Below are 23,180 nucleotides of genomic sequence, written 5' to 3'. Positions count from 1 at the left end.
TTTTGTACCGATACCATTGACACATACTGTAACATTTTTTGTTTCTTTTTGTCTTTTCAATCTGGTCTAATCTAATTTGCCATAAATGCAAAAAAACTTACAGCAAATATGAGTTTTTTGCTCTGCTTATTAAACCCAAATCAAAAATGTCATAAACTTCTTTATCCTTTATATCGGCAATTCCCCGCCTTATTTTAGGCTTTGCCGGAAAATAACTTATTTAATACTTCTACATCTATTTCACCCTCTGATGCTTTTTTATTTTCATCCTGTATCTGCATATAAATTTCTTTCCTATATATAGGTACGGATTTTGGTGCATTTATTCCTATCTTCACCTGGTCGCCTTTTATTTCAAGCAATGTTATCTCTATATCGCTGCCTATCATTATCGACTGGTTTATTTTTCTTGCTAATGCTAACATACTACCCTCCATTCCTATTCTTTACTGATATCTTCTATAATCTTATGCTTTATCTTATAGTCACCTTTTTCAAGTATTACCTGGATAGCTTTTCCATTTGCTGCATTTACTATGACAGGTGCTTTCATATTTACTGATGCGTCTTTTACATCCTTTGGTATAGTGGCAAACACAAGAAGAACTATATCTTCATCTTTAAGTTCACCCAGTGGTTCAAGAAGTGCATCTTCAACTACAGGATTATAGTCTTTTATGACATTTAGCGGATTTACAACCGGAAAAGCGAGTGACTTTTTCGTCACACACTGAAGCCATGAGAAAAACGGCTTTTTCTCTGCTTCGCTGTCATATAAAAGAGTGAAGTTCTTATATTCCTCAAATCCCATAATTCCATTTTCAAAGTGAATTATCTTATCATTATCTATTTCTATCTCACCGAAATATTTTGTATCTATTTTCATACAAACCTCCGTTCTAAATTTAATGTGCTCTCGAAATCTTCTGAACGAAGAATTTCGAGATGGATTTTTGATATACAATGACATTTTCGCAATACATACAAAGTATGTATGCGTACACGGTGTGTACGATGAGAAAATGGAAACAGTATATCGGAAACCCAGCCGAAATGACTCGTTTTGAGAAGATGCCAAGAGTACATATTTAGAATACCGGAAGTAATGAACCTCTATTCATCACCTCCGGCATCCTTTCCACCTGTTCTAATAAAATAATTTTCGTTTATTTATTATTTATTTTCAATCCAGATTATTCTAAATTTTCAAATATAATCATCAGGTATATCTATATAGCATCATAAAATTTTAAATATAATTAACATTGCCATTTACATATCATCCTAAAATTCTAAATATAATTAAGAAGTGAATTTCCAAGTATCTTAGCCGTTGCTGAGAGTGATGCCTGATAAAGATTGTCCGCCTGTGTAAGATTTATATACACATCCGTAAGACTTACATCTTCATTTTCTGAAAGCTTATCTTCTGCATCTGTCTGTTCATCGAGAAGCTTATTGTATGTGAGCTGTGCTCTATTGTATTTTGCACCGAGTTCTGATGTTGCAACACTTACTTTCTGACCTGCTTCATCTACCATCGTAAGACCCATACCAAAAGCTTCCGTCATTACTTTTCCACGGAGGTCTTTTTCCGTTTCGAGTGATGTCTTAAGACTTTCTAATGTTGCAAGTTTGTCTTTGTCTGTAGTGTTTGATATCATCTTTTCCACTTCTTCAAGTTTTGTTTCTACTTCATCGACATATTTTACCGTCTTGGCTATATAGTCTACCATTCTGTAAATATCCGTGCTTATCGCATCCTTTGCCTGCGTATTTACTGTTATGTTCTGACTATAGTTTATCTCATACTGGATTTCCTGATTACTTGGATCTGCATATTTTGTTGTCTTATTGTTGACTGAATCATATGCTGTACATTCAAAATACATTTCTGGTCTGATGTCACCTTTTTCAAAATCATTTTTTACATATGTTACACTGAAATCAGCCTGCTTTGTCTGTATATCCGCATATTTTGTCTTGCCTACGAGCACCTCTCCGGTATCGTAGAGATAAACCATCTCATCATCGCCTACATCATATGCGTTTGTATCTGTTGATGCACGAGTTATAATATTTCCGGATGCTGCCGGTGTTCCTTTATATCCTGCTGCTGCATAAACCTCTGTCTGTGTCTTTCCCGCCGCATCTTTATATGTAAATGAAATTGCTATGCCTGTACCGTTTGAACCTGTTTGATTAAATGCATCTTTTGAGCAATTATCGTAAGAAAGTCTTAACTGATATACATTATTTGTCTTTGCTGTCGCATCTGTATATGTCTGACCGTCCGTTACTGTATCACTGTAATTTGCACCACCTGTTACTACCGTGATGCTGTCAAATGAAGCATATGAAAAATCTTCTTTTATCTGATATGAAAGCTTGTCAGTATTTTCCTCAAATAAAAGTGATGTGTCAGTACGGTACCCGGTAAATACATATCTTCCTGAATAGTCCGTGTTTGCTTCATCCTCAAAGATTGACTTTACATACTGCTGTAAAGTTTTCAATACTGATTTTCTGTCATCTGCCTTGAGATAATCATTTGCACCCTGGTTGAAATATGATTTCATACTGTCAAACTTCTTTGATATATTTTCCAGTGCCGTCTCTGTTGTGTCCATCCAGCTCATGGCATCCTGAACATTTTTCTCAGCATACTGTGTAAGCTGTGAATATGTTGTACGAAGTTTCAGAGAACGAACGGCAACTGTCGGATCATCAGAAGGTCTCTGTATCTTTTTCTGTGTTGTGTACTGATCTGAATATTTTAAAAGACTATTCTTCGCATTTGTAATATGTGCCGAAGCACTATTTGAAATCATAGAATTTGTAACTCTCATGTTATTCCCCCTTGTTTTATCACCTATAATATCGGCTGACATTTTTACACTGAACTGCTAAATTTATACTTTTAAACTTGAGAAAAAAATTTTTAGCATTCTCTTACACCAAACCGTTATACTAATATTTCTCAATTTGTGGAAAATGCTGTTTAAACATTCTCTTACACCAAATCTCCAAACTGGTATTTCTCAGTTTGTGGAAAATGCTGTTAAGCATTTTCTTACACCAAACCGTCAGGTTTGGTGTTTTATACTCCAGTCTGATTTATCAGCTTGTCGAGCACTTCATTCATAACTGAAATAACCCTGTACTGTGCATTTAACAGGTTCTGCGTGATAACAAGGTTTTGTGCTTCTTCATCTTCGTCTACACCCATCACAGAAAGTCTTCTGTTTTCAATGGATTTCTGTATATTTTCTGAGTTCGTTGCTGCTGCGACAACTTTACTTGAATCTACACCTATCGTTGCAGTCATTATCTGAAGGAATGCCGTCGGTGTTCCCTGCTTAAATATATTCTGATCGTTTTGCAATGCAACAAGTCTGTCAAGGTTTCCTGATTCTGATAAACCGGTTTTTTCCTGCGGATATTTAGCTGCTGCCATAAGTCTTCCGTCTTTTACAACATTCTTGTTTGCCTGAAAGCGTGCCGCCGTAATTCCATAATATGATGAATGAACATCTCCGTTTGCATCCTCTGTTGAAGACGAGCTGAATGAGAAGATGTTTTTTGCATCATCCGGTATAAATATTGTATCTGTATCATCACCGTCTTTATTGACAAGTGTGTATATTTTTCCTTTTATGCCGTTTTTGCTTACAACTTCTTCTGAATCCTTTTTTATCGTATATTCATTGTTTTTAAGGTAATCTATAAGTGTTGCATCATTTTTATCTGCCCCTGCTGTTATTTTCGTCGGGTCTGTAGAGTCATCTATATTTCCTGAGAACGAAAATACTTTGCTTCCATTGAGATAGTAATAACCATCTTTTGTGTTTCTGATAAGTTCAATCATATCCATCTGCTTGTTTGTCTTGCTGTCAAGTCCTACAAACAAATCTACACCATGGTCATTGTTCATATCATATCCTGCATTTTGAAGCTGATTTACATTCGCCGAAAATGTTCTTATAAACTCATTGAGCTGTGACATATAATAAGGTATTCCTCTGAAATCTACCGAATCGCCTATTGATGCCGAATCACCTTTTTTATAAGCTTTTTCTATGTTAGTAGTCGATGTTGCATCAAGATTTTCTGACAATGTAAATGTGTATGTGTATGTTCCATCCAATGCCACTGATACTTCAAATGAATCATATTTATAATCTATGCCTCCTATCGTAAGGCAGGCATTTGACTCCGGTATGCTGAGTTTTGCAAGATCGCAGTTGTTAGCTCCCGTTATCGACTCTGCTGATAATGTGATGGTCGATTTTCCTTTTGCATCCTTGCCTACGCAGGTTCCGTTGCCATTGTCAGTAAGCTTTGCAGTAAAGTTTTCACCATTGTTTCCATCTCTTATCTCAAATAATGCCTGAAGTTTTCCTCCAAGTATCGTACTTCTTATATTAAATGTCTGACCGTCACTCCATTTAAGTCCGTAGAGTCCCTGAATATCACATTGATTGTCTTTTGTCGCAGATGTTTCAACAGATATTGTTTTATATGAATATGTGTCTACAAGGATATTACCTCCGAGTGCTACTATGTACTGATGAAGTCCGCTTCCTGTCTCAGGAACTTTTTCCGTAACTTCTACATCGGCAAGTGCCGAAAGTTCATCAAGTATCCTCGCTCTCTGGTCGCGCAGATCGTTTGCCTGTCCTCCGTACACTTCAAGCGAATTTATCTGCTTTGTAAGTGAAGCTAACTGCTCTGCATATGCGTTTATCTGCTTAACCGTAGAACTTATCTCAGTATTTAGGTCATTCTGAAGTGTCTGAAGATTCATTGACATTTTCCTTGCATACTCTCCAAGTGAATCGGCATAACCTGCTGCCTCTGCCCTCTTTGTTGTATCCGTGGAATCAGTCGTCATATTTATAAGTGATTTAAAGAATGAATCAAGCGATGTTGAAAGTCCTCCACTCTTGTCATCCTTTACATATAAATAATCTTCTATGCTGCTCATATAATATTTTGCCGCATCATAATATCCAAATGTTGTTGTACTTTTTCTGTACTTATAGTCATAATAAGAATCTCTTGTATTTGCTATCTCAGTAACCTCAACACCGGTACCCTGCATTCCGAATGATGTTCTGAGCGACAATGCATTTTTTGCCTGCTGGTTTACCACCTGCTTTGAATATCCTTTTGTCTTAGTATTGGATATGTTGTGTGCTGTTGTATTTAACACGGCATTGTATGTGTTCATTCCGGATACAGCTATGTTTAATCCAAAAAATGTTGATGCCATATATTTTCCTCCCCTGAATTTATATGTACTCCCGGCAGCTTCTAAAGGAAAAATCCTGAGATAGATTCGTTCTTAGAAGATACTGACAGTACATTTATATGTTTTATCCGAGTCTTTCAAGCAGATGTTCAAGCATCTGATTTACTACATTTATATATCTCGACGCTGCGTTGTACGCGTGCTGGTAAGTCAAAAGGCTTGCAAGTTCTTCGTCCGTTGATACACCGGCTATCTGCTGACGCTTTTCCTCATCCTGTTGTACTTCTTTTTCCTGATTATCTACTATCGTCTGCCATACACTTCCTCTTGTACCAAAGTTTCCTATCATTTCATTGTAATATTCATCAAATGTATATGAAGTTTTGGTATTTGGGTCAAGCACTGCAAAATCTGACTTCCATGCCGTGAGAATTTTCTGATATATATCCTGTGCATATGCACCTGAATCTCCTCCGGTTGAATTTTCCTTTACCGGCAAAAGCGAATAATCAGCAAGTATATCAGGATTTATCTGAAGATTTGTGATAGTGTACATTGTTGTCTTGTCAGTGTAACCGTCTTTATCATCATGATAATTATATGTATATTTGCCGTCTGTCTTGTCTTGTTCTATTGATACATTTTCTTCATTGTAAACATATAATGTATATGTTCCGTCGCCATTGTCTTTTGCAAGTCCCAGCGGATTTCCGTCTGAATCTACACAGCTGTCGGAATAAACCTGATGGTCAAGAGTTATCTTTGTATATCTTGACATACCTGTTCTGACAAACAGCTCTGTTCCGATAGTTTCATCATCATCTGCTCCTACCGGGCTGTTCGTGACATCAAGCAGCTTATATTTTTTGGATGTATCGAGCTTAAATGTTATATCATTGCCGTTTGCATCTTTTGTTGTACCCTCAACTGCACTTTTTATCGTAATCCTGTCATCATCATTTTTATCCTTTAGATTTGGGCAGAACACATCATTTAACATTGTTACAACTCCATTTATAAGAAGGTCAAACTGTGCTTCTGCCTGTGTAAGTATTGAATTTCCTATAGTGTTGTTGTAAAGCTCAACCTTGTCTTTATATTTGCCATAATCTGTATCATATAATGTCTGATTGAACGAACCATCCGCATTCAGATACTTTTTATCATTTGGATCGGGCTGCTGTGGAACATCACTGTAAACTGCATTTTTATTTCCTCTTGCCGTAAGTATTCCGTAAAGTGTACCTGTATCTGTCTTTTTAGCTGTCGAATACGCTTCATCCTGCTTGTAGACATCTCCGAAACCATTACTTTCCCATACAACATTATAAAGACCTGTCTGTGTGGCACTTTCCGTTTTCATATGAAATGCCTTTGTCTCTATAACCAGTGGTGCATTGTTTATATATATCTGAACTTTGCCATCTATATCTTCGTTGTAGGTATAGTATGTATATTTTGCAAGTTCATCCATGAGAAGATTTCGCTGATCACGGTAATCATTGGCATTTTCAACACCGGATGCCTCCTTTTCAGCTATCGTCTTATTTAATGCTGCTATCTTGTCTGCTATATCATTTACTTCTTTTACCTGTTTCGCCACTTCCGTATTCAATCCGCTTTGATACTTTGTAATGGCTGTATAAGCATTTTTTGCTGTTTCTATAAATGATTCGCACTGTGCTATAAAAAGCTGTCTGTTTACTACACTTTCAGGATTTGTTGACAGGTTCTGAATAGCTTCCCACATACTTTCCATAGAGTTTCTAAACTCTACACCCTCATTTTCACCGAAGATGTCCTCTACTTCCTGCTCACATTCAACCTGTTTTTCATAGAATGTCTGTCTGCTGACCTGCAATCTGTACTCTTTATCAAGAAACATATCTCTTATCTGACGCACATCTGCGACATATGTTCCCATTCCTATCTTCATAGCACCATTATTTGATACTTTGAAAGTCTGATAATACATATCCTTCTGGATTGTCTGCTGCCTCGTATATCCTGCTGTCTTTGTATTGGCAAGATTGTGTGCTGTCGTGTTAAGACCCGATGATGCAGCATTTAATCCGGAAACCCCGTTTTGTAAACTTGCGAATAAGCTCATCTTTTTCCTCCATACTCTTTAATTCACTCCCGGTATCTTCTGAACGAAGAATTTTGAGAGCATCTTTTATAGTTTAAATCAAAAAAAGAATGTACACCGTATAATCATAATCTTATCAGATGCTTATAGCTATACGCTGTACACTCCTAATGCATAGTTTTTAAAACCATGCATCTTTAAGAATATACTCCGTAAGAACTACTGTTTTGCATCAAATCCGCCTCTGCTTGAATCTGTGTAGCTTGTAGCGGCATTGCGATTATAATTGTTATTTCCCGGCGACATCCTTGTGCTTTTAATATAGTTCATATTGAACTCTATCATTTCTAGGGAATTTTCTATAAGTTCTTTATTTTTCTGATTGGCAATCACCAGCCTGTTCATAACCTGTCTCAGCGAGTCATGAAGCATATTGAGCTTTTTACGCTCATCCGGCTGCTTACATAATATATTGCCAAGTGTGGCAAGATCCAATTCCTTTGAATCCTTATTTAAAACAACGCTTATATTCTGAATGACTTTTTCCCTTTTCCTGTCAACAATACTTACTTTGTCAACAAGTAACTGTTCTTTGTCAGTAATCTTTTTGAGCTCTTTTAAATCCTCTTTTATAAGCACCTGCGTTTTTTTCTCCGATATTGGTGCAAGCTCTTCATAAATATCTCTCTCCTCTGATAAAACCTCAAGGAGTTCATCCATTAAACTAGCCAAATCTTTTTCCTCTTTTTTCATACCGGGGCATCCACTGCCAACGGCTTACTCTAAAAAATCGAATCGAAGTATTTACCTACCATCTTGTCTGCAATTTCTGCCGCTGATACATTGTAAGTACCACTCGTAACAGCTTCTTTAAGTTCAGCAACTTTGTCCTCCCTGATATCGGAAGAAGTTTTTACTGCTGCCTTTGCTGTCTGGTAATCCTTTGCTGACTGCGATATTTCAAATTTGTCTGATGTATCGTTTTCTTTGTTCTTTAATACTTTTTTAGGTTTGCTCGTCTGGTATAACTGACTTACCTGATTTAATGCATCTATCCTCATATTATCACCACCTAATCAAAACTTGTGATTTAAAGATTCCACAACATATGTATCTGTATTTTCAACACCGATACTATGTGTAAATTTCATTTTCATACTATTTATCGACCTTAAGTAAAAAAAACTTTACCTGTATTCAGACATAATTCAAAAAGACACCGACAAATTTTACCGGTGTCTTTTTTTCTTTTTATGCAATTTGAACAAATCCGCAACAGTTTAATAATTGTCAATACCTGAGTCCGCATATTGTATCGCATAATATTTTGTTATTTTTTAATATTTAACATCTTTGAGTATGTCGCAGAAATCAAATGTTGCAAAGTAATCCTTTGGTGTCTCAGCGCGTCTTATCATCTGAACACTTCCGTCCTCTTTAAGAAGAAGCTCTGCTGATTTTAATTTGCCGTTGTAGTTGTAACCCATGGCAAATCCATGTGCTCCTGCATCATGTATAAAGAGATAATCTCCCATGTCAATCTTTGGAAGCATACGGTCAATGGCAAATTTATCATTGTTTTCGCAAAGTGAACCTGTTACATCATATTTGTGGTCGCATGGCTCATTTTCTTTGCCGAGTACCGTGATGTGGTGATATGCACCGTACATTGCAGGACGCATAAGGTTTACTGCACAAGCATCTACTCCGATGTACTCTTTGTAGATATGTTTCTCATGGATTGCTTTTGTTACGAGTCCGCCATATGGTGCGAGCATGAAACGCCCAAGCTCTGTAAATATTGCCACATCTCCCATGCCTGCCGGTACCATTATCTCATCAAATTTCTTGTGTACACCCTCACCGATAATTGCTATATCGTTTGGCTCTTTATCCTCTGTGTAAGGGATTCCGACACCACCTGAGAGGTTGATGAACTTAATCTCAACTCCTGTCTTTTCTTTAAGCTCTACAGCGAGTTCAAAGAGGATTCCTGCAAGTGTAGGATAGTAATCATTGCTTACTGTGTTGCTGGCAAGGAATGAATGTATTCCGAAATATTTTGCTCCCATTGATTTAAGTCTCTTGAAAGCTTCTATCATCTGCTCTTTTGTCATGCCATACTTGGCATCTCCAGGGTTGTCCATTATGTCTGTTCCCATCTTAAACACTCCGCCTGGATTGTAACGACAGCAGATAGTCTCAGGGATTCCTGCAACTTCGTCAAGAAAATCTATATGTGTAATATCATCAAGGTTTATATATGCACCGAGTTCTTTTGCTTTTTTGTACTCAGCTGCCGGTGTAACATTTGATGAAAACATTATATCGTCATTCTTAAAGCCGCAAGCCTCTGACATCATAAGCTCCGTGAGTGATGAACAATCAACACCGCATCCCTCTTCCTGGAGAAGTTTTAAGATAAATGGGTTTGGAGTTGCCTTTACCGCAAAATACTCACGATAACCTTTGTTCCATGAAAATGCCTTTTTAAGTCTGCGCGCATTTTCTCTGATGCCCTTTTCATCGTAGATGTGAAAAGGTGTAGGGTATGTTTTTGCTATTTCTTCAATCTGTTCTTTTGTTACAAATGGTGTCTTTTTCATGTTGTGTCGTCCTTTCTTAAAGCCGGTCTTTTGCTTTGTTAGTAAATATACCACTTCTTATGGTATCAAAAATCAATTTAGGTTTCAATACCCTAACCGGAGAAATTTTACTCCCTTATCTTCGACCTCGATGCCTTGTCATTCCTTTTTCGTATTTTTATCTTCTTTGCCGAAAATTTCTTTCCGTCATGCTCAATCGTCTCAGTTTCTTTTGAGATAACCTCCGCATACCACGCATAATCATCTGCTGCCATCGTTATTCCCTTTACTCCCTTGCTGGCTTTCTTCAGTTCATTTACCTGTGAGAGCGGAAATCTCAGCGATGCTTCTTTGTGGGTTATTATGACTACACTGCTGTCTTCTGAGATGGATTCTTCATCACTTAGCGGTCTGACTGCTATAAGTTCGTCTCCATCATCGAGCTTTGTTGCATTTATAGTTGAGCGTATCGTTTCAAACTCTATTCCAGATACAAGTTTTACAAGTCCGTTTTTTGTAGCAAATAAAAGCTGTGAGTTAAACAGGTCTTCAAATGCTATATATATAAGCACTTCATCGTTTCCAAGTTTGCATAAAGACTGGATAAGCACACCCTTATCCCTGTTTCTTCCTTTTGGTACCGCTGACATTTTTATCTGGTGCATAAATCCGTTTTTCGTAAATACACAGAGTTTGTCAGTGTTTCTTATCTGTAGCTTGTGCGTGTATTCTTTTAATGATTCAGCCGATATTCTCGAATAACTTGACTCGTCCACCGATTTGCAATAACCAAATCTATCAATAAGTACATAGAGGTCTTCTTCTTTTACTTCCTCAACATATTTTCCTGCGTCCATATTTGTGAGTATTGTGCGTCTTCCTCTGCCAAACTGCTTTTTATAATTTTTAAGCCTTTTCTTTATTACTTTGTGCAATTCAGCTATATTTCCAAGTATGTTGTTGTATTCTTCTATATTTGAAAGAAGCTGATCGTTTTCCTGATGAAGCTTTAAAAGTTCAAGTCCGATAAGTTTACTTAAAGGCATCGCAAGTATCGCATCTGCCTGATTTTTTGTAAAATCAAGTTTTGCTGCTGCCTTTTCTGATTTCTGAGACTTGAATTTTATATCGGTCGTAACTCCGTTTATAAGACAGTTTTTCGCCTGTTTTACGGAATTGCTTCCACGAAGTATCTCTATGATAAGGTCTATCACATCTGTTGCTTTTATAAGACCTGCCACTATCTCAAGTCTTGCCTTTGCTTTTTCTAAAAGATGCTCGTACTCTTTTGTGTAAAGTTCTTCCTGAAATTCCACAAATTCCTGTACAAGTCCTTTTAATGTAAATGTTATAGGCTGCTTATCTTTTACGGCAAGCATATTTACGCCGTATGTGTCTTCAAGTGCTGTTTTCTGGTAAAGTCCGTTTAAGAGGTTTTCTGCATTTCTGTCTTTTTTAACTTCTACTACTATCCTTATTCCCTCTTTTGATGACTCGTCACGCACATCATATATCTCATCAAACACCTTATCTTTTGAAAGTGACACAAGATTTTCAAGAAGTTTTGTCTTGTTTCCTGCGACGGTGTACGGTATCTCGGTTACAACTATATTTTTTCTTCCATTTGTACCGTTTTCTATCTCGGCTTTTGCACGAAGTTTTATCTTTCCCTCGCCCGTGTCATATATATCAAACAAATCATCCGTGTTTGTTATCGCCGCACCTGTCGGAAAATCAGGTCCTTTTATGTATTTCATAAGTCCTTTTGTTGAAATCTCCGGATTATCCATATATGCGATAACTCCGTCTATAACTTCGCCCGGATTGTGCGGCGGCATATTGGTTGCCATTCCGACTGCAATTCCCGTTGTTCCGTTTATGAGGAGATTTGGCAGTGTTGCCGGAAGAACGAGAGGCTCTTTTTCACTCTCATCAAAGTTTGGTCCAAACGGCACAAGACCTTTATCGAGATTTTCAAGCATCGTCATCGCAGTCTTTGACAGTCTCGCCTCAGTGTATCGCATAGCTGCCGCACCGTCACCGTCTATCGAACCGAAATTTCCGTGTCCGTCAACAAGCGGCAGTGAAAGCGAATACTCCTCCGTCATATGCACAAGTGCATCATAGATGGAGCTGTCACCGTGAGGATGATACTTACCCATCGTATCACCGACAATACGAGCACTCTTTCTGTGGGGTTTGTCAGGTGCAAGTGAAAGCTCATCCATAGCATAAAGAATCCTTCTCTGAACAGGTTTCAAACCGTCCCTGACATCAGGAAGTGCTCTCGCTATGATAACACTCATCGCATAATCTCTATATGAATTTCTCATCTCCTCAGAGAAATCAAGCTGAATAATTGGTTGTTCCTTTGTTTTCATTTTATTCTCCTTAAATTACTATATATCCAGATTTGCATACTGTGCTTCTTCCATTATAAACTGCCGTCTCGGCGGCACATTACTGCTCATAAGCGTCGTCGTCGCATCGTCCGCATCCACGCTGTCACTTATCGTTATCTGTGCGAGCAGTCTGCTCTCAGGATCAAGTGTCGTTTCCCAGAGCTGTGACGCGTCCATCTCACCAAGTCCTTTGTAACGCTGTATGCTTACTATCTTATTGTTTTTATTTTTTCTAAACTTTTCAAGTTCAAAGTCATTAAATACATATTCAGAATTTTTCTTCTTTGTCTTTTTGTCAAGCGCCTCATAATCAACCTTGTAAAGTGGTGGAAGACCTCTGTATATTTTCCCTGAATAGATAAGTTCAGGCATAAAACGGTAGAAAAATGTGAGCAGCAATGTGCTTATATGTGCTCCGTCAACATCAGCATCAGTGAGTATTATTATCTTGTCATATCTGAGTTTATTTATATCAAATTCATCACCTATGCCACAACCGAATGCTGCTATCATTGATTTTATCTCATTATTTAACAATATTTTTTCAAGTGATGCTTTTTCTACATTTAATATTTTTCCCCTAAGTGGAAGAACCGCCTGCGTTTTTCTGTTTCTCGCCGTTTTTACTGTACCGCCGGCTGAATCTCCCTCAACTATGTAGACCTCACATTCCTCCGGATTTTTGGAAGTACACGCAGCAAGTTTACTCTTTGTATCCACATCGTTTAACTGCTTTAATACTGTATTTCTTGCCTTGTCGCTCGCTTTTCTCGCATTGTAACTTTTTACGGAGTTGTCGAGTATCGCCTGAAGTACATTTATGTTTTTATCGAGATAACGCTGTATCTCTGTCGTCACGACCTCGTCCACCGCCGTTTTTGCGTCAGTGTTTCCAAGTTTTGTCTTTGTCTGCCCCTCAAACTGCGGGTCAGGATGCTTTATTGAAATGATTGCCACAAGTCCGTTTCTTATGTCTTTTCCATCGAAATTTTCATCTTTATCCTTGAGCACTCCAAGTTCCCTCGCATACTGGTTCATAACTCTTGTAAGTGCCATCTTAAATCCTGTCACAAGTGTACCGCCGTCTACTACATTTATCCTATTGCAATATGGATTTATCTGCTCAGAAAAGTTTGTAGTATATTGAAGAGCCACTTCGACCTCTATATCCCCGCTTGTCCCCTCAAAATAAATTGGTTCTTTATGGAGTACATGAGCATCCCTGTTTATATATGAAACAAAGCTTTTTATGCCATGTTCTTCAAGATATGTTTTCTCCTCGCCGTCATTTTCATTCTTAAATACAAGTTTGAGATTTTTGTTAAGATATGCTATCTCTTTAAGTTTTTTCTTTATGACTTCCGCCTTAAAATGTATAGTCTCAAAAATCTCAGCATCAGGATAAAATGTTACTTTTGTTCCCGTCGCTGATTTTGCACATTTACCGACCGGCTCTAAGGCACCATTCTTAAGTTCCGTAACAGGATGACCGCCGTCTTTATATTCATCTCTGTAAACAAGTCCGCCTCTTTTCACCTCAACTGTCATATGTGTTGAAAGGGCATTTACTACTGACGAACCAACACCGTGAAGCCCACCTGACACCTTGTAGGCTGAGTTTCCAAATTTGCCGCCCGCATGGAGTATCGTATATACCACACGCACCGTCGATACTTTTTTTGTCGGATGTATATCTACCGGAACTCCTCTGCCGTTATCTTCTATGCTGATTCCTCCGTCTTTTTTCATCGTTATATGTATCTCATTACAAAATCCCGCAAGATGTTCGTCTATACTGTTGTCTAATATTTCCCATATAAGATGGTGAAGCCCCCTCGAACCGGTAGAACCTATATACATACCCGGTCTTTTTCTGACTGCTTCAAGTCCTTCAAGTATCACTATCTCTTTTCCTGTATAGTCGCTCATTACGCCCTCCATTTTAATAAATATCTACTCCCGGTATCTTCCGAGAGTAGATTAAATCACAGGTAATTACAAGACTGTTTGTTATAAGAGTCTCGCAACTCCCTATTAATAAATCACTATCTGCCGTCTGTCTGTTGTTCTTAATTTTCACATAACAAAACTGTATATATCAGAACAAAATAAATATCAGCAGCAAACTGACACGAACAAACATTTGCATATTATAACAGAAAATCTTAAAAAATGCAAAAAAAATCTGTGCAGTCCGATATAAAATGTAACAGTTCAGCCTTTCATTTATTACATTCGTAAACCTGCCAGCAGGCTGTCAGTCGCTGCTATGCAGCTTAAGTTTACTTCATTTCATAAATGAAAGGCTATTCCGCCCCAAAAAACAAGTCAATAATACATTGAGCAAGCTCATGTATTATTGACTTATCTTTTTTGTGCTGAACTGTTACATAAAACCACACAGATTTTTAATTTTAATCAGTGAACAACTTAGTCCTCTGCTTTTTCTTCTTCTGAATCTTCTTTCTCCGAAGCTTCTTCACCATCCATATCAAGTGTTACATATTCTCTGTCACCTGATTCGTCATCATCTGATGTCTCGTTTTCTTCATCTGATTCTTCGTCATCATCTGAAGCATCGTCATAGTCATCGTCGAAATCTTCATCAAATTCCTCGTCAAACTCATCGAAATCTTCATCTCTGTTTAAAAGATCGATTCCGCAGAATTTCTTAAGGCAATAAACAACTCCGCAGGCTGCACCTGCAACTGCCGCCACTCCCGCAACAAATTTTAAAAATTTCTTCATATAAAACCTCCTTAAATGTTTACGAAACTATGATTATCCGTAATTATATCGTGCAATTAACACAACCTGTAATCAGTTTCGTAATTACCTTTTTCTATCTTGTTGTAAGTTTATGTGTAATATGGAACAAGTATGGATCAAGGTCTTTTGACATTGAAAGTGCTTCCTGGATATCAAAGTCTACAAACTCTCCTTCTTTGTATCCTACAACTCTGTTGCTCTTACCTTCACATAAAAGCTCAACTGCCATTGTACCCATAGCTGATGCAAATACTCTGTCCTTACATGTAGGATTACCGCCACGCTGAATGTGACCAAGTATTGTAGCTCTTGTTTCTACACCTGTGGCAACCTCGATTATCTTTGCCATCTCTGCTGAGTTTCCTACTCCCTCTGCGTTTACAATAATATGGTTTTTCTTACCGAGTTTTCTTCTATCCTGTATCTTTGTGATAATTCTCTGAATATCACCATGATATTTCTCTGTAGTAAGTATATATTCAGCACCACTTGCTATACCTGTCCAAAGTGCTATATGACCTGCCGTGCGTCCCATAACCTCTACAACACTGCATCGTTCATGTGACTCGGATGTATCCCTTAATTTGTCGATGGCTTCCATAGCTGTGTTTATAGCCGTATCAAATCCGATAGTGTACTCGGTACAGGCAATATCAAGGTCAATGGTTCCCGGAACTCCGATAGTGTTTATACCCTGCTCTGAGAGTCTGCTCGCTCCGTTGAATGAACCGTCACCACCGATAACAACTATACCGTCAATACCATGCTTGCGGCAGATATCTGCTGCCTTTTTCTGATATTCTTTCTTTTTAAATTCAAGACATCTTGCAGTATACAGAATAGTACCGCCTGTCTGGATAATGTCAGATACAGAAAGATTGTTCATGTCTATGATATCTTCCTCTAAAAGACCTGCATATCCTCTCCTGATTCCTTTTACTTTTAATCCGTTTGAAATTCCGGTGCGGACAACTGCCCTTATCGCAGCATTCATTCCTGGTGCATCACCACCACTTGTCAGTACACCAATAGTCTTAACAGCATTACTCATAATGTCCTCCTTAAGTATCGTCAAATAAAAACGTTAGTATAAATTTTCCGAAACAATAAGTATAGTACAATAAGTTTTGTCTGACACACAAAGTGCGTACAGTAACCGTAATCGTCCTTACATAAATTTTACTATTACTTATTCTCATTTATCCAACATAATTTTACGGCAAATCCAATTATTTTTCAATACTCTTTTCACGAATTGCGAGTGCCTCTTTCGGCATAAACTTAAAATTGTCATCTTTTACAAGTTTTCTCGCATCAACACCTCTGCTTTTTGGAAGTCTTTTAACCTGTTTTTCTTTTGCAACATATATACATACTAAATCTTTTCCATCATATGGCAGGAGGTTTTTATATAATTCCTGTTCTTTATCAACAAACTCCTCCATATTTTCAAACCGTATCCACAATTCGCACGGTATTCTGTCAAAAGGTATTATATCACGGCAGATAAGCTTTGCTGCTCTGTTCTCCGATGTTTGAACCCTGCCCCTGACAAATATCTTCGCATCGTCAGTAAGAAGCGGCTTAAGTCTCTCGTAATCCCTCGGAAATATTGTTATCTCTATAGTTCCATAAAGATCTTCAAGCTGTATATATGCCATAAGTTTGTTTGAGGATTTTGTAACTTTTACATTTTTATCTGCTATCATACCGCCGACAATAACATTCTGTCCGTCCTCGACTTTTGCAGATGACTCTTCATCATCCTCAGACACCATAAAGTCAAGAGATGTATTTGTGCAGTTTTTTTCCATAAGCTCCGTATAATCATTTAAAGGATGCCCACTTATATATATACCCAGAACTTCTTTTTCAAATCCCAAAAGTTCTTCTTTTGCATACTCATCAATTTCGGGATACTTTATCTCATTCGCTTTGTCAAGGTCATCATCACCCATATCAAAAAGTGACATCTGCCCTGCAATGGCATCTTTCTTTTCCCTGTTTACGGCATCTAACATAGAATCATAAACCATCATTTTCTGACGGCGGTTTCCGGGCATAGAATCAAGTGCCCCTGCTTTTATAAAGTTTTCTATCGTGTGCCTGTTTATCTCTTTTGAGGTGAGGCGCATCATAAAATCATGCATTGACTCAAATTTCCCGCCACGCTCTCTTTCCGCCACGATTGCTTCGATAACCGGCTCTCCTACACCTTTTATGGCTGACATTCCAAAGCGTATTGCCCCGTTTGCCACATGAAATCTGCTGAATCCCTCGTTTACATCGGGCGGCAGTATGTCTATACCAAGACTTTTACTGCTCATTATATATGAGATTACTTTTGCGGTATTGTCTTTTACTGATGTGAGAAGTGCCGCCATAAATTCAACGGGATAATAGCATTTTAAATATGCGGTCTGATATGACACGACTGCATATGCCGCTGCGTGTGATTTATTGAAAGCATATTTGGCAAAATCTATCATCTCATCATATATCTTGTTTGCCGTTTTTTCATCTATTCCGTTTGCGATGCAGCCTTTTACACCCTCTTCCCCGTTGCCATACACAAAGTTTTTACGCTCTGCCTCCATGACTTTTGTTTTCTTTTTTGCCATCGCACGGCGCACGAGATCGCTTCGCCCGAAACTGTAGCCTGCAAGATTTCTTACTATCTGCATTACCTGCTCCTGATACACGATACAGCCGTATGTCGGTGCAAGTATCGGTTCAAGCTGTGGACAATCGTAAACTATGCTGTCACGGTTTGTCTTTCCGGCAATATATTTTGGTATAAAGTCCATCGGTCCGGGACGGTAAAGTGAGATACCTGCTATAACATCCTCCATGTTCTGAGGTTTAAGTTCTTTCATAAACTGCCTCATACCCGGACTTTCAAGCTGGAACACACCCTCTGTTTTTCCTGTTCCTATCATCTCAAACACTTTTTTGTCATCGTAATTTATATCCATCATAGTGTCATCGGCAAGTCCTGCCATGTGTGCCGCATTCTGGATAACAGTGAGTGTCCTAAGACCAAGAAAGTCCATCTTCAAAAGGCCAAGTTCCTCTAAGGTCGTCATGGTGTACTGCGTTGTTATTGTTCCGTCGGATGCCCTCGACAACGGTACAAACTCATCTACTGCCTCAGGACTTATAAGAACTCCCGCCGCGTGCATTGATGTATGGCGTGGCAGTCCCTCAAGTCTCATAGACATATCTATAAGATTTTTTGCCTGCTCATCACTGTCATAAAGTGCTTTTAATTCAGGATTTTCCTTAAGTCCCTTTTCTATCGTAATACCAAGTTCCATAGGAATTGCCTTTGCCACAGTATCGACAAAATTAAGCGGCAGGTCTAATGCTCTACCCACATCCCTTATGGCATTTCTCGCGGCCATAGTTCCAAATGTAACTATCTGAACAACACGGTCTTTTCCGTATTTTTCCATTACATATTTTATGACTTCAGGCCGTCTTTCATAACAAAAATCTATATCTATATCGGGCATTGTAACTCGCTCCGGATTTAGGAAACGCTCAAAGAGAAGGTCATACCTAAGCGGGTCTATATTGGTAATACCAAGTGTGTAGGATACGACACTTCCCGCTGCCGAACCTCGTCCCGGTCCTACGCTTATGCCGTGGTCCCTCGCATATTTGATAAAATCCCACACGATAAGAAAATAATCGACAAATCCCATTGTGTGGATTGTCTCAAGCTCATATTCAAGTCTCTCTTTAAGTTCTTTGTCAGGATTTCCATATCTTCTTACAAGTCCCTCATTACAGAGTTTATTTAGATATTCCCATGCCGTATAGCCGTCAGGTACATCGTACTGCGGCAGTTTGTAATTGCCAAATTCTATCTCGACATGACATCTGTTTGCAATCTTTTCCGTATTTTCCAATGCTTCAAGTGCATACGGAAAAAGCTGTTTCATCTCGTCCTCAGACTTGAGATAATACTGACCACCGTCATATCTCATCCTGTCCTCGTCGGTAACCTTTTTCTGTGTCTGTATGCAGAGAAGTATGTTATGTGCTTTCGCATCATCAGCCATTATGTAGTGCACATCATTTGTCGCAACAAGTTCTATACCTGTCTCCTGACTCATCCTGAGCAATCCCTGGTTTACGGTCGCCTGATCCGGTATTCCATGATCCTGAAGTTCCAAAAAGAAATTGTCCTCTCCAAATATGTCCCTTAACCTGAGTGCTTCTTTTTTTGCCTCATCATAAAATCCCTGTCTTAAATTTGTTGCAACGATACCTGCAAGACAGGCACTCAAAGCGATAATTCCCTCATGAAACCGTTCAAGCACTTCATAATCCACTCTTGGCTTATAATAAAAACCCTCGGTAAATCCTCTTGAAACAATCTTCATAAGATTGGCATAACCTTTATCATTCTCTGCAAGCAGAACAAGATGATTATATCTGCCCTCGCCTTTGTCATTTTTCTTCTCAAATCTTGACCCCGGTGCAACATAAACCTCACAGCCTATGACCGGATTTATATCTGCCGCCTTTGCTGCCCTGTAAAAATCTATAACACCATACATATTTCCGTGATCTGTTATGGCAAGATTTTTCATACCAAGCTCCTTTGCCCTGTTCACAATCTCACCAATCTTACAGGAACCGTCAAGCAGTGAATACTGTGTATGGACATGAAGATGCGTAAAACTCATGACTTTCCCCTTTCTAAATATAAAAAAGCGAACTATGCTGCCTAATGCAACCGTCCGCTTTAAACTTTATCTCAGGCAATACTTTTCTATGCATTGGCTGTGCTTAAGTACTTTACTATATCATCCATTGCTGTCTGCTCATCATCTCCATTGGCCGAAACTACAACTTCCTCGCCTGCCGTAAGTCCGAGTGTCATCATACCCATGATACTTTTTGCATTCACTTTTCTATCATCACACTCAACATAAATGCTGCTGTTGTACTGGCTTGCAACCTGAACCAATACGGCTACCGGTCTTGCCTCCAAACCATTTTGAAGCTGAATCTGAATCTTTTTTGTAATCATGTTGTTCCTCCTTTTATCAGACAGATTACTTAAAATTTTTATAAATTCATATTTTCCTTTTCCTGTCTGATTTCGTTTGCAATATTGCTTAGTTTTTTCAGACGGTGATTGACACCTGACTTGCTTATTGGTCTGTCAAGCATCTTTCCAAGTTCCTGCAGGGAACTGTCAGGATATTCAAGTCTCAACTCGGCTATTTCCTTTAGTCCGTCCGTAAGTGCACTAAACCCCCTATTACATTGAATATACTTAATATCTTCTATCTGCCTTGCAGCAGTATTTACTATTTTTGAAATATTTGCAGTCTCACAATTCACCTGCCTGTTGACAAAGTTGCGCACTTCTTTAACAATGCGTACATTTTCAAATTCCATAAGTGCCTTATGTGCTCCTATGACATTTAAAAAATCAACAATCTGTGCCCCCTCTTTTATATAGACGACCTGATATTTTTTTCTCTCGACTATCTTCGCATCAATTTCAAAACAACTCATTGCTTCTTTTAACTGCTGTGCAAGTGAGACACTTGTCACGGCTATCTCAAGATGATAGCCTTTTTGAGGGTTGGTAACTGAACCGGCAACCATAAATGCTCCACGCAGAAACGCCCGTTTACAGCAAGTGTTCCTGATTATAAGCTGATTTACGGCATTAAAATCTCCCCATGTGTCCTCATCACTTAAAAGTTTTATCGTTCTTAGCACTTCAAGTACATTTTCCCTGTCTTTTATACAGATAAAATAGTTTTTTGAGCGAGCCATAAGATTGTGCGTTCTTATCATCACTTCCGGCGATATGTCAAACATACACTTTAATAACATATAGGATTTCTTTGCAACTGTCAAGTTCTCTGTTCGCATTTCAATGTAATTTTCATTTTTAAAATCTCTTTTTATATGTCCCGTAAGTGCGAATATCACTGCAAGCTGGGCTATCTGACAATGTCTTCCTTTGTCATACTGTTTTCCAATTTCTTCCTTTACATCACTTGCAAACGACATTAATTTTCTCCCTTTGTTTTGGCATCCTTTTCTATATCCCTGTGCTCAACTTTAAGACTGTATGGAAGTTCCTGCATATGCTTTGCAAGTGCATTTGCAAGTGATACCGAACGATGCTTTCCTCCCGTACAGCCTATTCCTATAACAAGCTGGTTTTTTCCCTCAGTGATATAATTTGGAACAAGAAATTTTATCATATCAAATAATTTTTCATCAAATTCTTTTGCCTGTTCCGATTTCATAACATAATCATACACTTCAAAATCATTTCCCGTTTTTTTCTTTAACTCCGGAATATAGTACGGATTTGGTAAAAATCTCACATCAAAAACAAGGTCACAGTCTGCCGGTATCCCGTATTTAAATCCAAATGACAGTATCGTGATAAAAAAGTTCTGATACTCTTCGTTTTCTAAAAATATCTTGTCAATCTCCTGTTTGAGTTCACGCACCAGCATATGACTTGTATCCATAATATAGTCGGCGTGTTTTTTTATAAACTGAAGTTCTTCTCTCTCTGCCTCAATCGCTTTGTCAACCCTGCCTTGCAAGGCAAGAGGGTGATTTCTTCTTGTCTCTTTATATCTCTTAACGAGCACATTGCTGTCAGCATCAAGAAAAAGTATCTCATACGGATAGCCGTTTTCTCTCATTTCATTGAGTGTTTTATCAAGATGTGAAAGTCCCTCAAGATTTCTGATGTCTATACCAAGTGCCAGTTTTTCTATGCTGTCAGTTTCACATATAAACATTTTTGTAAGTTTTGGTATAAGCTTTACCGGAAGATTATCTACACAAAAATATCCTATATCCTCAAGCATTTTAAGCACTGAGCTTTTCCCGGCTCCTGACATTCCCGTAACTATTACAAAACGCATATTCATCCTCATTTCTTTAACTCCATCCTAGTTTTCTTACTTCCATTTCAAGTATGACTCCAAACTTTTTCTCTACTTCTTCTCTTACATGAGTTATAACAGCTTTTGCTTCCTCGCAGGTTCCACCGCCGACATTTACGACAAATCCACAATGCTTCTCTGACACCATGACATTTCCGACACGGTAACCTCTTAGCCCTGCATCATCGACAAGTTTTCCGGCAAAATATCCCTCCGGTCTTTTAAATGTACTTCCGGCACTTGCATATTCAAGCGGCTGTTTATCCCGTCTCCTTGTCGAAAAATCTTTCATCTTTGCAAGTATTTCCTCTTTTTTGCCCTTCTTTAAAGCAAATTCAGCTGATAAAACTACTAGATTTTTTTTCTGTATTATACTGTTTCTATATGAAAGTTCTAATTCTTTATTTGTCATTTTCACGACACTTCCATCCTCCATAAGAACATCCGCACTGACTATTACATCTTTAATCTCGCCCCCGTATGCTCCCGCATTCATCGAAACCGCTCCGCCTATACTTCCCGGTATTCCCCCTGCAAATTCAAATCCTGTAAGGGAACTTTCAGAAGCAAGAACTGCTGCTCTTGAAAGCATCACGCCTGCCTGTGCATAGATATATGTCATATCGCCATCTTCTTTTTCTATATTAAGTTCCTTTAAGTTTTCCGTAGAAACTACTATCCCATTATATCCCTCATCTGCAACTAAAAGATTACTTCCGTTACCTAGAATAAAATATTCCTGTTCTTCTTTTTTAAGTAATTCTATTGTCTTTATTATCTTATCTATATTATCAGAACTGACAAATACCCTTGCCGGGCCTCCTATCCTGAATGTAGTATGTCTGCTCATCGCTTCTGACTCAGAAACACACTGTTCTCCATTTATATCAATAAGTTTTTTTACGATTTCAGTTTCAGCCATGCTGACCTCCAATTTTTTAAATGCATTTATATCACTTTTTGTGAAACTATTATATGTTTTGTTAATTCTGCAGCTATAACAAATACTAATTTATAATCCTCTTATATTTATATCACATTGCCGGTATTAGTTGCAAGTTTTTACGAGCAGGCTGAACTTACACTTTTTTGTAACAGTTCAGCCTTTCATTTCTTACATTCATAAACCTGCCAGCG

At 38.2% G+C, this 23,180-nt stretch carries 17 protein-coding genes; all 17 read right to left on the bottom strand.

Features of this window, described 5'->3' with window-relative positions:
- Positions 1 to 194 precede the first annotated feature (194 nt).
- Positions 195 to 425, bottom strand: a complete 231-nt coding sequence (gene csrA, locus DWZ63_RS07965) for a carbon storage regulator CsrA (RefSeq protein WP_022015200.1) — start codon at positions 423 to 425, stop codon at positions 195 to 197.
- Positions 426 to 439: 14 nt separating this feature from the next.
- Positions 440 to 886 (bottom strand): flagellar assembly protein FliW, encoded by a 447-nt coding sequence (locus tag DWZ63_RS07960; RefSeq protein ID WP_182431464.1) that lies wholly within the window; start codon positions 884 to 886, stop codon positions 440 to 442.
- Between the two features lie 406 nt (positions 887 to 1,292).
- Positions 1,293 to 2,849 (bottom strand): flagellin, encoded by a 1,557-nt coding sequence (locus DWZ63_RS07955; RefSeq protein ID WP_182431463.1) that lies wholly within the window; start codon positions 2,847 to 2,849, stop codon positions 1,293 to 1,295.
- Positions 2,850 to 3,100: 251 nt separating this feature from the next.
- Positions 3,101 to 5,275: a flagellar hook-associated protein FlgK gene (gene flgK, locus DWZ63_RS07950; RefSeq protein WP_118499413.1), complete on the bottom strand. Its 2,175-nt coding sequence runs from the start codon at positions 5,273 to 5,275 to the stop codon at positions 3,101 to 3,103.
- A gap of 103 nt (positions 5,276 to 5,378) precedes the next feature.
- Positions 5,379 to 7,364: a flagellar hook-associated protein FlgK gene (gene flgK, locus DWZ63_RS07945; protein ID WP_055945834.1), complete on the bottom strand. Its 1,986-nt coding sequence runs from the start codon at positions 7,362 to 7,364 to the stop codon at positions 5,379 to 5,381.
- 198 nt (positions 7,365 to 7,562) lie between these two features.
- The gene (locus tag DWZ63_RS07940; protein ID WP_172794185.1) at positions 7,563 to 8,075 is read right to left on the bottom strand and encodes a flagellar protein FlgN; all 513 of its coding nucleotides are present in this window, start codon (positions 8,073 to 8,075) and stop codon (positions 7,563 to 7,565) included.
- 50 nt (positions 8,076 to 8,125) lie between these two features.
- A complete protein-coding gene (gene flgM, locus DWZ63_RS07935) occupies positions 8,126 to 8,404 on the bottom strand; it encodes a flagellar biosynthesis anti-sigma factor FlgM (protein WP_055945832.1) in 279 nt (92 codons plus the stop codon).
- 276 nt (positions 8,405 to 8,680) lie between these two features.
- Entirely contained in the window at positions 8,681 to 9,949 is a 1,269-nt protein-coding gene (locus DWZ63_RS07930; RefSeq protein ID WP_118499411.1) for a diaminopimelate decarboxylase, read from the bottom strand.
- A 107-nt stretch (positions 9,950 to 10,056) separates the two neighbouring features.
- Positions 10,057 to 12,309: a DNA topoisomerase (ATP-hydrolyzing) gene (locus DWZ63_RS07925; protein WP_118499409.1), complete on the bottom strand. Its 2,253-nt coding sequence runs from the start codon at positions 12,307 to 12,309 to the stop codon at positions 10,057 to 10,059.
- A gap of 18 nt (positions 12,310 to 12,327) precedes the next feature.
- The gene (locus DWZ63_RS07920) at positions 12,328 to 14,259 is read right to left on the bottom strand and encodes a DNA gyrase subunit B (RefSeq protein WP_118499407.1); all 1,932 of its coding nucleotides are present in this window, start codon (positions 14,257 to 14,259) and stop codon (positions 12,328 to 12,330) included.
- 501 nt (positions 14,260 to 14,760) lie between these two features.
- Positions 14,761 to 15,078, bottom strand: a complete 318-nt coding sequence (locus tag DWZ63_RS07915; protein ID WP_055945820.1) for a hypothetical protein — start codon at positions 15,076 to 15,078, stop codon at positions 14,761 to 14,763.
- Positions 15,079 to 15,172: 94 nt separating this feature from the next.
- On the bottom strand, positions 15,173 to 16,150 hold the full coding sequence (pfkA, locus tag DWZ63_RS07910) for a 6-phosphofructokinase (protein ID WP_022015189.1): 978 nt from the start codon (positions 16,148 to 16,150) through the stop codon (positions 15,173 to 15,175).
- Between the two features lie 178 nt (positions 16,151 to 16,328).
- The gene (locus DWZ63_RS07905; protein WP_118499405.1) at positions 16,329 to 19,796 is read right to left on the bottom strand and encodes a DNA polymerase III subunit alpha; all 3,468 of its coding nucleotides are present in this window, start codon (positions 19,794 to 19,796) and stop codon (positions 16,329 to 16,331) included.
- Positions 19,797 to 19,882: 86 nt separating this feature from the next.
- The gene (locus tag DWZ63_RS07900) at positions 19,883 to 20,143 is read right to left on the bottom strand and encodes an HPr family phosphocarrier protein (RefSeq protein WP_022015187.1); all 261 of its coding nucleotides are present in this window, start codon (positions 20,141 to 20,143) and stop codon (positions 19,883 to 19,885) included.
- 38 nt (positions 20,144 to 20,181) lie between these two features.
- Positions 20,182 to 21,144, bottom strand: coding sequence for a DNA-binding protein WhiA (gene whiA / locus DWZ63_RS07895; RefSeq protein ID WP_118499403.1), 963 nt, complete (start codon positions 21,142 to 21,144; stop codon positions 20,182 to 20,184).
- Entirely contained in the window at positions 21,144 to 22,022 is an 879-nt protein-coding gene (gene rapZ / locus DWZ63_RS07890; protein WP_055945812.1) for an RNase adapter RapZ, read from the bottom strand. The genes whiA and rapZ overlap by 1 nt, the downstream gene beginning before the upstream one ends.
- A gap of 16 nt (positions 22,023 to 22,038) precedes the next feature.
- Positions 22,039 to 22,965 carry a UDP-N-acetylmuramate dehydrogenase gene (gene murB, locus DWZ63_RS07885; RefSeq protein ID WP_118499401.1) on the bottom strand — a complete coding sequence of 309 codons (927 nt, stop codon included), beginning with the start codon at positions 22,963 to 22,965 and terminating at the stop codon, positions 22,039 to 22,041.
- Positions 22,966 to 23,180: the final 215 nt, after the last annotated feature.

Origin of the sequence: Clostridium sp. AF34-13, from assembly GCF_003477845.1 — a bacterium.
Taxonomy (GTDB): domain Bacteria; phylum Bacillota; class Clostridia; order Lachnospirales; family Lachnospiraceae; genus Butyribacter; species Butyribacter intestini.
The sequence above is the reverse complement of the archived record's forward strand: the minus strand, read 5'-3'. Positions and strand labels throughout refer to the sequence as shown.